The organism is Gottfriedia luciferensis (genome assembly GCF_001712755.1).
GTDB lineage: Bacteria > Bacillota > Bacilli > Bacillales > Bacillaceae_G > Gottfriedia > Gottfriedia luciferensis_B.
The window spans coordinates 59,203-72,362 of the sequence record NZ_MDKC01000036.1 but is presented as its reverse complement, the minus strand read 5'-3'; the positions used below and the strand labels follow the sequence as shown (position 1 = coordinate 72,362).

Genomic DNA, 13,160 nt, shown 5'->3' with positions numbered 1-13,160 from the left:
CTTAAGAATACTCACGGCAAAATTGTTTAACAACCGTTTGAGGTGTTTATGTAAGCGTGTACATTTTTTGTATATTGCTTACTTTAAGTAGCTTAATAAGTTCATAAAGAAAAAGAGTCAGTAGTGGTCTGGTAATTGACGACTTCTGTCTCTTTTAAATACCTAACATATTTTCATTTCGTTTAAATAGGCAATAATAATGAAATCTAGTACCATACTTAATGGAAACCTTGATGTCATATCAAGCTCACCAAAGTATGTGCTTGTAATATAAGCTTGAAGAGATAGATTAACTTCTTTTTGTAAACGATTTGAGTGGCTGCCAGTTATGGCGATCGTTTTAACATTCCGTTTCTTTAAAATATGGGCAAATTCTAACATATGTAAAGTCTCCCCACTAAATGAAACTAGTATGGCCAAATCATTTTCAGTTAAACTATTTGCAGCACTACGTAGCTCGTCCCAATCAGTTCGCGCATTACATAACTTTCCTGCAAACATGAGTTTTCTAGAAGCGTCGACACAAGCGGGAAGGGAGTTACCAACTCCGAATATTTCTACATGTGTACTTTGCTTTAGATAATTAGCAGCTAGTTTAATCTTTTCTTCATCAATATATTCCAATGTTTTTTCCATTTCTTCTTTCATTCTCTCTATATGAGTATTAAGTAGATAGGAGGTAGAGGAAACTGGACTTTGAACTTTATTTGTTTCCATTGAAAGGGTATATTTTAAATCTTGAAACCCACGAAAGCCTAATTGCTGGCATGTTCTACTAATTGTTGCTGTAGATACATAAAGCTCTTTTGATAATTCATCAAGATTCAGCTTCGTAATATAATCCGTATTTTGTAAAATATAATCCAATACTTGTTTTTCAAGCTGGCTAAGTTTTTCTCTATTTTGTGATAATCGTTTTAATAGTATTTGCATAAAATTTCACCTACTTTTAGAGAACTAGAAATATACTTTATTATATAGTAAATATTCTGAATGAAAAGAAATATAGAGTTAGGAGCAAGATGAGAGATTTCTCAAATGAGGAAGTGTAGTAGAAATATGTAAAAAAAGGAAATGAATCCTATTAACAGGGTTCATTTCCTTTTTTTATCTATAATTTAAAATTCACCAGTACCGTGATTAAACATCCAATGAATCCCGAATTTATCTGTTAGGCTACCATAAGCTTTACTCCAAAATGTTTCTTGAAGTTCCATTTCTACTTTACCGCCATCACTTAATTTAGTAAAGACAGATCTAAGTTCTTCTAAGTCCTCACTTAAAAAAGATAAATGAATATTATTACCTTGGTTAAAAGGGAAACCAGGGAAAGTATCAGAGAACATAACATTGCTACCGCTAATGTTCAGTCTAGTATGCATAACTAAATTTTTCGCTTCTTCAGGTAGTGGGTATTCTGGATTTGGGGGTGCTTCACCGAAAGTCATAATTTTTGGTGTTTCTGTGTTAAATACAGACGCATAGAATTCAACTGCTTCACGTGTATTACCATTAAAATTTAAATAAACATCGATTGGCATTTTTTTCACTCCTAATGTTATGTATTAAGACTTTAAAAGCCTACAAATCCATTCTATCCAAAAAAAGGTAATTTAACAAACTAAGAATTGTAAATTGTATGAAAAATTCTGATTTTTTGAGATGGGAAATTGTATTAATCGTTAGGGGAGGAATTAAAAATTGGAAATGGCAAATAAATTCGTGTAATCGCAATTAAAAATGGGAAATGGCAAATAAATTCGTGTAATCACAATTAAAAATGGGAAATGGCAAATAAATTCGTGTAATCACAATTAAAAATGAGGAATGGCAAATAAATTCATGTAATCGCAATTAAAAATGGGAAATGGCAAATAGATTCGTTAATCACAATTAAAAATGAGGAATGGCAAATAAATTCGTGTAATCACAATTAAAAATGGGAAATGGCAAATAAATTCGTGTAATCGCAATTAAAAATGGGAAATGGCAATTAAAATCTTGGAACCTCAAATAAACAGCAATTAAAACAAAAGCATAACCAAAAAGTACATCCAAAACAATCAAAGTGCATCTGATACCATTGAAATACTTCCTATATTGAAGTATTTTTTTCTGAAATCTACTTCATTGATAAGCTAAAAACAATTTTTACACAAAAATGCTTCATTATCTATCAACTTACCAAACCTTCCAATGTTCAGGTGGAAAATAAGTAGAAGTTTGTCGTAAAGATGGTAAAATCTGATTGTTCAGATTACTTTTAATAGCATATTTTTACCTATTCATAAAATAATGACCCCAATTGAAAATGGCAAAATGCTTTTTTTATCTAATACAAACTAATATAACTACAATTTGTCATAACCTAATTAATACAATTTTCCCAAGTTAATAAAATTTTTTCGAACATCCTCGACTGAATATGTCAAAATCCACTTTTTTTCTACTTGAATTCTTTAAGTTCTCTCCAAATTGAATATGCCAAAAGTCCGGTTGAATAACCCAATATGATTATAGGGGCAACGTAATTAAAATTAAACTAGTATCAAGTTTCTTAGTAAAGCATTAGCAATTAATTAAATCAGTTTGGTTGAATCTATTTTTAATAGATTCAGAACATTAAAGTTTATTGTAGAGGAGATTAAAGATGAAAAAGAAAAAAAGCTTTCCTTACAAAGTCCTTGCAACGACAACTTTAGCTTCAATGTTATTTACATCAACTGGATTTGCTGAAGGAACAAATGAAAATCAAGTGCCGGCTCCAAGTTTAGATGAGATTGCAAAGCAGGGTCAAAAGATTTTTGCTGAAGAACAAAAACAAACTGGGGAAGAAGCTGTAGACCCATTCGGTTATAAGGGTTTAAATGATGCTCATGCTTATAAACCAAATGAAAAAGTTCGCGTAATCGTTGAGGTTGAACAACCAACAACTTCTGATGAATCTACTCAAACTAAAAAAGCGCGCTTTAAAGAAAAACAAGATCAAGTCATTTCAAAGATTTCAAAGGAAAGATCCGTACCTAAAATAAATCAACGCTTTTATGAAGGATTTAATGGTTTTAGTTTGGAGACAGAATATCGTAACTTAAAAGAAATTCAACAAACACCAGGCGTGACGAATGTACATATTGCAAGAAAGTTCCAACCTTCAATGGGAGCAAGTAAAGAATTAGTACAAGCTCAAAAAGTTTGGCAAAGTTACGGATATCAAGGAGAAGGATTGTTAGTAGGAATTGTCGATACAGGTATTGACTATACACATAAAGACATGACAATCACTGATAAAGGGAAAGCAAAAGAAAAATGGAATCAAGATAACATTAAAAGCAAACTTGCAGAAACAAGTGTAGGAGATGTTTGGTATAGCGATAAAGTTCCAACAGGTTATGACTGGGCAGATCATGATACAGATGTTATTCCGCGTGTTGCCGGGAATGAGCATGGAATGCATGTTGCTGGTACAGTAGGTGCAAACGGAGATGAGTCTAATGATGGTGTGGAAGGTATTGCTCCAGGCGTTCAGTTATTAGCAGAAAAAGTATTCTCTGATAACGGAAACGGTGGTGCGTATGAAGATGATATCATAGCAGGTATCGAGCACGCTGTAACGATGGGCGCAGATGTTATTAATATGAGTTTAGGTACCGACTCAGGATTTGTTAGTGAAGAAGATGATCCAATTCAAAAAGTAATACGTGAAGCAACTGAGCAAGGTACGCTTGTAATCGTCGCGGGTGGAAACTCTGCTTATAGTACAAAAAATAATTTGCTACAATCTTCTTTAAAACCATATGCTGAAAATCCGGATATTGGTACAGTTGGGGAACCAGGTGTAAGTCCTTTTGCGATATCTGTGGCTTCATATGAAAATTCAAGTATACATATGAATACGCTAAAAGAGGAAAATGGGATACAGCTTCCATACCAAGACCAATCACAATATAACTTTAACCTATCAAAAGTATTATCACCATTAGAATCATATGAAATGGTATATGTTGGAGAAGGTAAAACGGCTGACTTCAAAAATCTTCCTGACTTAACAGGAAAAATTGTTATAGCAAAACCAAATGAAAGATATGCTACTTACAATTATATTCAATCTGAAGCGAAGAAAAAGAACGCAAAAGCAATCATTCTTGTTCCAGCTGATGTAGATGTCGACTATCCATTAGTTTATTGGAGTCCTTATTTTAATGTTCAGGCAGCTACAACAAGTAAAGCGATAGGGAATGAATTAATTACTAAGTTTAAAAGTGGTTATGTTGTAAAAATGAAACCGTCTAAAGGGGTATATGTTGATAACCCAGATAAGAATACGATGTCATATTTTTCTTCCTATGGGGCTCCACATACATTAGACTTTAAACCTGAAATATCTGCACCAGGAGGAAATATTTACTCAACGATACCAGGTAATAGCTATGAGGTAATGAGTGGTACATCGATGGCATCACCACATGTTGCTGGTGGTTCGGCATTAGTATTACAATCACTATATGAAAAAGGATTAAAACATTCGGAAAGTACAGCTTTAAAAGCAAAAATTGCTTTAATGAATACTTCTAAACTAATTCAAGATCCTAGTACGAATAATGAAGTACCATATTCACCTCGTGTACAAGGCTCTGGTCTAATGCAAATTCAAAATGCAATTAAAACGCCTGTACTTGTGACAAGAGAGAAAACGCCACTTGAGCAAGCAGGAGCAGTTGCATTAAAAGAAGTTAATAATAATATTCACTTCAAATTAAATGCAGAAGCGCTTCAAAATCTGAATGTAAAAGATTTAGAGTATCAAGTGTATGTAGATGTATATACAGATGGCAGAGAAACAAAAGAATTTGACCTAGACAATGATGGGAAGTTAGATTCAAAAGAATTTTTAACATTAAAAAGTGAGCGTGTACAAGGTGCTAAGGCAACTGTAAATGGTGAAACAGTAACAAGCACAGTAGGAAAAACATTAAAAATTAAACCGGGACAAGAAAAAAATCTTGATGTTCAGATTCAACTTCCATCAAGCTTAAAAGACGGTTCATTTGTCGAGGGTTATGTACGTTTAGTTCCTTCTGGAAATAATAGCGATTCAGCAGTTCCGTTATCAGTTCCTTACATGGGGTATTATGGAAAATGGGATCAACCAAAAAACATTGATCCAGCAGCATATGAGAAAGATGCATTCTTAGGCTATACAACTCTTTGGAATGATGAAATAGGAGCAGAAGGGGTATTCCCATTAGGTTATGATCCAAGAACAGGAAGTTTTAATATGGATCGAATTGTAATGTCTCCTAATACTCCATTGAAAGAAGTATATCCATCATTTACAGTACTACGTAACTTAGCTAAAACTGAAATGTACGTAGAAAATGATAAAGGTGAATTACTACAATACTTAGGTGATTTTAGTGAATATACTGGTAAGCCATGGAAATTCCGTAAAAACATTATGTCTTTTAGAGACTATTTGAATACTGGATATGGTTGGGATTTGAAAGATCAAAATGGTCAAGTGGTGAAAGATGGCGTTTATAACTATGTAATCAAAACAACGCTTGATTATAATGGTGCTAAGCCACAAATCGTAAAACTTCCATTGCATATTGACTCAGTTGCTCCAGTTGTTTCGGATATAAAAGTAACACCTAAAAATGGACAATACGAAATCTCGTTCAAAGCGGATGATGCTGGAAGTGGCTTTAATGGTGCGATTGTTTGGTATAACGGCAAGTATAAGCCATTGGCTCAAGGTGAAACATCTACTCTAGTAAAAGAAGAGCCTAAGAGTGTTGTAGTATTAGGAGCAGATTATGCACTAAACCAAAGTTATACAGTTTGGGGAGACCCTTCTTATATTAACGAAGGAATGCTTGTTAGCTACTTCAGTGTGTCTCCGAATAAAAATGTAAATGCAAAAACACCTGCAGGAATCAATGCATTTGCAAATAACAATGTAAATTGGAAAATTTATGTTAAAGATGCAAATGGTAATGTAATTGATTCAATGGATGTACAAGATAAAAATGAAATCCATTTAAAATGGACTCCAGAAGCAAGTGTTCCAAATGGTACGTATACAATATCTGCGGATGTATCTAGTAAAGATGGTTTTAAAGTATCAGTAAAACCACAAACAGTTACTGTACAGCAATAACGATAAAAAAAGTGTAGGAAGAATTTTTCCTACACTTTTTTATTTTTTATAAGTTTTTAAATGTAAAAAGTACTAAAAAACAACATTAATTTGGTTATTAATATGATTTTCTAAACATTTGGTTCATAATAGAGAATAATAGTATTTTGTATGTTTTTTAGCAGAAAGGTGTTTAGTAAATGAAACATTTAACAATCTTATCAAAAATTGAAAATTATATGGATCGATTTACGCAAGCCGAAAAGAAAATCGCTGTTTATATAATGGAGCATGCTGAAATTGTCCCCAACTTAACGACTAAAGATATTTCTAACAATACTGGAGCTAGCGAAGCAAGTGTTGTTAGATTTTGTAAAACAATTGGAATTGGTAGTTTTAAAGCCTTTAAAATAGCATTAGTTCGAGATTTGACTGTAGCTGAAATGAATATTAATGATTTTTCTGTAATGGATAAGAAAGACACACCGTATGATTTATTTAATAAAGTAACTTATGTAAATAAAGCGGCTATTGAAGCGACGGTATCAACTCTAGATAAAAGAGAATTAGATAAAGCAACCGAAGAAATTGTAAAAGCTAAGAAAATTATATTTTATGGAGTAGGCGGTTCAGCCGTATCAGCTATGGACGGAGCATATAAATTTGGGAAAATTGGCTACCATGCGATTATGTCCCCTGACTTCCATATGGTGATCACTTTAGTAGGTCATATGGAAGAAGGCGATATTTTTGTAGCTGTTTCTAATTCTGGGAAAACTAAGGATGTATTAGAGCTTGCTCGCTTTGCTAAGAAAAAGGGAGCAACGATCATTGCGATTACAAAGCTTGGCAAGTCTCCGTTATTTAAGGAAGCTGATATCAAGCTTTGCACACCTGATATGGAACAAGATATTCGAATAGGAAGTATAGCCTCTAAAATGGCACAACAAAATATAATCGATTCATTATATGTCATATGCTTTAATCGAATCGGTAATAAAGTATCTAGTAAACTTCATGAGTATAGTGAAGAAGCAGGAAAATTAAGAAGGTAATCTGAATCTAGTCAAGGAAGATAGGTAAAAAAAAATTTACTTATCTTCTTTTTTGTTATAGTGATAAGGAAAAAAATGTCAAAATTTGAAAAGAGAAATTTACATTAAATAGTTACAATTACATGTATTATTTTTAAATTTTATATTTTAATTCAATTTTAATAATTCTAAAGTGCTAATTATAAAAACTAGTTAAAAAGATTAATATAAGACTAAAGATAGATGTTATAAAAAAGCAAGTTATAAAAACTGACGAAATTCGACGTACTTTTATGTGGTAAATTAAAAAATTTGTAAAAATATTATGAATTTTGTAAGTATTTGATGAATAAAACCCTCTATAATCCTAAGAATTTTTAGAATATTATTAAAATGTACTTTGAAAATTATTAAGGGGGGCTTATTTTGAACAAGTTTGTAGTAACTAGTTTTGCATCAGTAATGGTTGCCGGAACTTTATTTTCTGGGATTCCATTAAAAACAGCATCATCTGAAAGCTTAAGTAAAGTACATAGTGCATTAGCTAAGCATTCAAAAAGTACTTTAGATTTATCGTTAGTTAATGACGAAAAGTTATTAGCTGCATTAGTTAAACGTGGTGTAGTTTCTGCTAATGCTTCTGAAGCACAGAAACAAGCTGCATTACAAAGTTATTTAGCGGTTAAAGGTCAAGCGGATCAAGTAACAGAAAAAGATCCAATTGCAAGCAAAGTAAAAAAAGCAGATGCTGCTAAACACGGTGAATTTAAAGACTTCAATAATGGCCTATTACACGGAAACGGTAAGAAAAATGGTCAATTAAAAGGTACTCCTGATCCAGTTCAAGAGTCAGCTTCACCAGGTATTCAAAAGAAGGGTAAACTTTTAACATTAATGGTAGAGTTTTCTGATCTACCTCATAACAATATTAAGAAGAATGAAACAGACAACTGGTACCCAGATTTTACTCAACAACACTATGAAGATATGATTTTTGGTAAAAATGGTGTGAAAGGTCCAAATGGAGAAAATTTCCTTTCACAAAAACAATATTATGAACAACAATCTGGTGGAACTTATACAGTTGATGGTAAAGCATATGGCTGGTTAAAAGTACCAGGAACTGCAGCATATTACGGAAAAGATTCTAAAACTGGACATGATAACGTAACACCAGGTGGATCAAAACAATTAGTAATTGATGCTTATGCTGCTGCAAAAGCTGCAGGCGTTCCTTTACAAGATTACGATTTAGAAGATCCACATGATTTAGATGGAGACGGTAACTATTGGGAGCCAGATGGTTTAGTTGATCACCTTCAAATCATCCACTCAGGTATGGGACAAGAAGCTGGCGGTGGAGCACAAGGAGACAATGCAATTTGGTCTCACCGTTCTGCTAAATTTGTAGATCCAGATGGACTTGGTAGTGGCTTACCAGGATTCTATGACTATACAATGATGCCAGAAGACGGTGCAACAGGTGTATTTGCACACGAATATGGTCATGATTTAGGATTACCAGATGAGTATGATACAATTTACTCTGGTGCTGGTGAAGCTGTTGAATATTGGTCAATCATGTCAGCTGGTTCTTGGGCAGGAACAATTCCTGGAACAGAGCCAACAGGTTTCTCTCCTTGGGCAAAATCATATTTCCAATCAACTTTAGGTGGAAAATGGACTAACCCAACTGTAGTAAATTGGGAAGATGTATCGACAAAAGGTACTCAATTCTTATTAGATCAAGCAAATTCACCACTTGGCCAAAACAACCAAGCTGTTCAAGTGAATTTACCGAAAAAAGTTTTACCAGTCAATAAACCGGCTGCTGGCACTTATGAATACTGGGGTGGACAAGCAGACGAAATGGATAACAGCATGGTAACGAATGTAGATTTAACAGGAAAATCTTCAGCAACATTAACTTTTGACGCTTGGTACGATATGGAAGAACAATGGGATTTCGCATTTGTTCAAGTTTCAACTGATAATGGTGCAACTTGGAAATCATTAGGAAACACTCACACTAGAAGTGATGTTGTAGCTGAAGGATATCCAACAATCTTAAATTCAATGCCTGGTTTCACTGGAAAATCAAATGGATGGGAAGCACAAAGCTTTGATTTATCAGCATATAAAGGTAAGAAAATTCAGCTTCGCTTACGTTCTGCAACTGACTGGGGTACTTCAAATATTGGATTCTTTGCTGATAATATTAAAGTAGTAGCAGATGGTGCAACAATTGTTGATGATGGTGCTGAAAATGCAACTTCTCCTTTCACATTAAAAGGATTTTCAAAATTCGATGGAAATAAATATGCAAATCATTACTACTTATTAGAGTGGCGTAACCATAAAGGTGCTGACGAAGGTTTAGCTCATATTAAACGCGGAAACTCTTTAATGAGCTACGATGGCGGTTTAGTAGTATGGTATGTTGATGATAGCTTTACAGAAAACTGGTCAGGTATTCACCCAGGTGATGGATTCTTAGGTGTTGTTGATGCTCACGACGATACGAATTTATTATGGAACTATGGCGCTGAAGCAAGTTCTCGTTTCCATGTAGCGGATGCAGCATTCGGACTAAATCCGACATCAGGTTATAACATTGCTTATTCTACAGGAGAAAAACTGAATTCTCCAAGTCAAGAAGGCATCTCTTTATTTAATGATAGCAAAGACTATAATAATGCATTCTTACCAGATGCTGGTCGTAACATCGGACACTATGGTTTAAAAGTTCGTGTTAATGGTCAATCTACTGACAAATCAGTTGGATCAATCGTAGTTTATAAATAATAATGAACTTAAGAAAGGCAACTTAATGTTGTCTTTCTTTTTTGTTTTTAAGTGATTAATAGGAAACCACTAGACAAACTAAGAATATATTACTTTAATATGAAATATAATTTCGTGTATATAATGGATTGTGTTGACTTTTTATTTCGAAAGTTTAAAATGATAACCAAATAGTATAAATCTAATAGTAGGAAGTAGGAAAGACTATGCTAGGTATATCAATCTATTTATCTGAAAAAAATATTGAGAAGAATAAAAAATATATCGAAATAGCTAAAAAAAATGGATTTCATTCAATATTTACGTCATTACACATACCAGAGGATGACCCTTCGACTTATAAAACACTTCTTCAATTACTTGGTAAAGATGCGATGAAAAATGGAATGGAGCTTATGGCAGATATTTCAGCAAAGTCACTTACACATTTAGGGTTAGATTACTCAAACGTCAGCGAATTACAAAAATGGGGTGTTACTGGACTACGAGTAGATTACGGATTAGATGAAAAACAAATAGCAGATCTTTCTAAAGAAATGAAAATTGCTCTTAATGCTAGTACACTTACGCCTGCATTTTTAGATGAATTGCTGAAATACGGATTACAAACTAAAAATGTAGAGGCTTGGCATAATTTTTATCCCCGCCCAGAAACCGGATTAGCAACAACTTATTTAATCGAAAAAAACAAATGGTTAAAAAACTCTGGTATTTCAACAATGGCATTTATTCCAGGAAATGATGAAATGAGAGGACCACTATTTAAAGGACTCCCAACATTAGAAAAACATCGTGGAATTAATCCTCTGCTAGCTTACTTAGACCTAACTCAAAACTGTTACATTGATAAAGTTTTAGTTGGTGATATTAGCATAAAAATAGATACGATGGAAGCTCTTTCAAAAACAAAGGATTTTATTGAATTAAGATATAGACCGTATACACAAGAGGAAGAAACCCTTTCCATTGTGGAGCAAGTCCACACCAATCGCGAAGACCCTGCACGCGATTGTATTCGATCAATGGAATCTAGATTATACGGTAGCTTTGGCGAGAAAAGTCTAAAACCAGTAAATACGATCATAAGAAACAGGGGTTCTATTACTATCGATAATGAATTATATGGCAGATATGGAGGAGAGCTACAAATTATGCTTACTAATCTACCAAGCGATGAGAAAGTAAATGTAATAGGGATTATTGAAGACGATCTATCGTTATTACAATATATTGGAGCGGGTAAGAAGTTTAAGTTAAAGCGTGTTTAAAACACGCTTCTTTTTGTATGGTTAGACTGAACTATTTAGAAACGGTATGATAAAGATACTTACAAAATATTAGTTCGAATGGTCGTGGAAAAATGGACGATAAGTATTATGATAACTTACTGAATATAAAAACAGAGGGAGAGCAAAAAGGATTTAATGAATCTTTTCATTATCATCGATATGAGCCAACACCTTATAGCGCTTTACAACAACTATTTAAACAATACATGCCCTCAAGCAATGACCGAATAGTTGATTTTGGATGCGGTAAAGGAAGATTAAATTTCTATATAAATAGTTTATTTAATGCTACTGTTGTTGGAATTGAAATGAATGAAAAATATTATAACCAGGCTGTTGAGAATAAAAAGAATTACATAAAGAAATCAAAGGTGAATGAAGACAAGATTCTGTTTTATTGCTGCTTGGCTGAAGATTATCAAATTAATCCATTAGATAATTGTTTCTATTTTTTTAATCCATTTTCAATCCAAATTTTTATGAATATCGTAAATAATATTTTAATTTCAGTTGAGCAAACAAAAAGAAATGTTGAAATCATTTTGTATTATAGTTCGGATGATTATATTTATTTTTTAGAAAACCAGACTGCTTTTGAATTAAAACAAGAGATTCTATTAGCAGATGCTTATATGAAAAATCAAAATGAAAGATTTTTAGTCTATCGTTTAAATTACTAATTTTATAAGATTCAAGGATTTATTGGTCTTTATATAGAATTTTTTTAAGTGTTTAAGAGTAAATTTAATAGTCGGAAGGAAGATTTCAATTTGAAAAACATTAATCCTTTTATAGAATCGTTTAAAAATACAAACAAACAATTAGTGGGTAATGGATTTAGAAATATTCAAGTACTAAGGGATGCTCTAAATGACTTCAATGGTAGTGAAGAAAGCGATCTTTATGGAGCAGGGAATTTTATTGAAGATTTTCAAGAAAAAATGGCAGAGTTTTTAGGTAAAGAATCATCAGTGTTTTTTCCTAGCGGAACAATGGCTCAGCAAATCGCATTAAGAATTTGGTGTGATCAAAAAGGAATTAATAAAGTTGCTTATCATCCTTTATCACATTTAGAAATTCATGAAGAAGATGGTTTGAAAAAACTACATAATATACAGCCTATTTTACTAGCAGATAAAAGTCGTGTTATTGAGTTAGAGGATGTTTTAGCAATGGATGAGGAAATCTCTTGTTTATTACTAGAATTACCACAACGAGAAATTGGTGGACAACTACCATCATATGAAACACTAGAATCAATTTCTTCATACTGCCGTGAAAAGGGAATTAAATTGCATTTAGATGGTGCTAGATTAATGGAAATTCTCCCATACTATAAGAAGACAGCTTCTGAATTATGTAGCTTATTTGATAGTGTTTATATGTCATTTTATAAAGGCATCGGGGGAGTAGCGGGAGCAATTCTTGCTGGTGACCGAGATTTTATCGGCGAATCGAAAGTTTGGAAAAGAAGACATGGAGGAGATTTAATTAGTCTTTATCCTTACATAATAAGTGCAAATTATTATTTTGATCAAAGAGCAAATAAGATGGGGCAATACTATGAAGATGCAGTAGAGTTAGCCAAATTCTTTAATAGTTGCCAAGCAATCAACACTGTACCAACTATTCCTGTTTCTAATATGTTTCATGTCCATTTTAATGCTCCGATTGAACAGGTTAAAATCATACTACAATCTATTCATGAAGAAACAAAAATTGGTATTACTGGTAACTTAAGACCAGTTAATGAGGAAGTTTGTTATTGCGAGATTAGTATTGGAGATTTATATTCAACAATCTCTAAAGAGGATCTTCACAGTATTTTTAACAAATTAAACGAAGAAATGAAATCACTATAAACTAAGATTGTTTAAGCAATGAATTTTTAAT

The 13,160-nt window shown here is 32.9% G+C and carries 8 protein-coding genes; 6 read left to right on the top strand and 2 right to left on the bottom strand.

The window, feature by feature from the left end; all coding sequences use genetic code 11:
- Nucleotides 1–162: 162 nt before the first annotated feature.
- Together BED47_RS21035 and BED47_RS21030 are read right to left on the bottom strand one after the other, a co-directional pair.
- Entirely contained in the window at nucleotides 163–933 is a 771-nt protein-coding gene (locus BED47_RS21035) for a MurR/RpiR family transcriptional regulator (protein ID WP_069035281.1), read from the bottom strand.
- Nucleotides 934–1,118: 185 nt separating this feature from the next.
- Nucleotides 1,119–1,541: a VOC family protein gene (locus tag BED47_RS21030; RefSeq protein ID WP_069035280.1), complete on the bottom strand. Its 423-nt coding sequence runs from the start codon at nucleotides 1,539–1,541 to the stop codon at nucleotides 1,119–1,121.
- Nucleotides 1,542–2,650: 1,109 nt separating this feature from the next.
- Here BED47_RS21030 and BED47_RS24465 point away from each other — a divergent pair.
- The 6 genes from BED47_RS24465 to BED47_RS21000 all read left to right on the top strand — a co-directional run bounded on the left by BED47_RS24465 (nucleotide 2,651) and on the right by BED47_RS21000 (nucleotide 13,129).
- The gene (locus tag BED47_RS24465; RefSeq protein WP_069035279.1) at nucleotides 2,651–6,160 is read left to right on the top strand and encodes a S8 family serine peptidase; all 3,510 of its coding nucleotides are present in this window, start codon (nucleotides 2,651–2,653) and stop codon (nucleotides 6,158–6,160) included.
- 179 nt (nucleotides 6,161–6,339) lie between these two features.
- Nucleotides 6,340–7,194, top strand: coding sequence for a MurR/RpiR family transcriptional regulator (locus tag BED47_RS21020; protein WP_069035278.1), 855 nt, complete (start codon nucleotides 6,340–6,342; stop codon nucleotides 7,192–7,194).
- Between the two features lie 405 nt (nucleotides 7,195–7,599).
- The gene (locus BED47_RS21015) at nucleotides 7,600–9,978 is read left to right on the top strand and encodes an immune inhibitor A domain-containing protein (protein WP_069035277.1); all 2,379 of its coding nucleotides are present in this window, start codon (nucleotides 7,600–7,602) and stop codon (nucleotides 9,976–9,978) included.
- 206 nt (nucleotides 9,979–10,184) lie between these two features.
- Nucleotides 10,185–11,246 carry a DUF871 domain-containing protein gene (locus BED47_RS21010; protein WP_069035276.1) on the top strand — a complete coding sequence of 354 codons (1,062 nt, stop codon included), beginning with the start codon at nucleotides 10,185–10,187 and terminating at the stop codon, nucleotides 11,244–11,246.
- Between the two features lie 92 nt (nucleotides 11,247–11,338).
- The gene (locus BED47_RS21005; protein WP_069035275.1) at nucleotides 11,339–11,947 is read left to right on the top strand and encodes a methyltransferase; all 609 of its coding nucleotides are present in this window, start codon (nucleotides 11,339–11,341) and stop codon (nucleotides 11,945–11,947) included.
- Nucleotides 11,948–12,037: 90 nt separating this feature from the next.
- Nucleotides 12,038–13,129, top strand: coding sequence for a threonine aldolase family protein (locus tag BED47_RS21000; protein ID WP_069035274.1), 1,092 nt, complete (start codon nucleotides 12,038–12,040; stop codon nucleotides 13,127–13,129).
- The last annotated feature ends 31 nt before the right edge of the window (nucleotides 13,130–13,160 follow it).

Bases quoted from the DNA above. Each gene is read 5' to 3' on its own strand.
- BED47_RS24465 (WP_069035279.1), top strand. From the start codon at position 2,651: ATGAAAAAGAAAAAAAGCTTTCCTTACAAAGTCCTTGCAACGACAACT.
- BED47_RS21030 (WP_069035280.1), bottom strand. From the start codon at position 1,541: ATGCCAATCGATGTTTATTTAAATTTTAATGGTAATACACGTGAAGCA.
- BED47_RS21020 (WP_069035278.1), top strand. From the start codon at position 6,340: ATGAAACATTTAACAATCTTATCAAAAATTGAAAATTATATGGATCGA.
- BED47_RS21010 (WP_069035276.1), top strand. From the start codon at position 10,185: ATGCTAGGTATATCAATCTATTTATCTGAAAAAAATATTGAGAAGAAT.
- BED47_RS21035 (WP_069035281.1), bottom strand. From the start codon at position 933: ATGCAAATACTATTAAAACGATTATCACAAAATAGAGAAAAACTTAGC.
- BED47_RS21005 (WP_069035275.1), top strand. From the start codon at position 11,339: ATGGACGATAAGTATTATGATAACTTACTGAATATAAAAACAGAGGGA.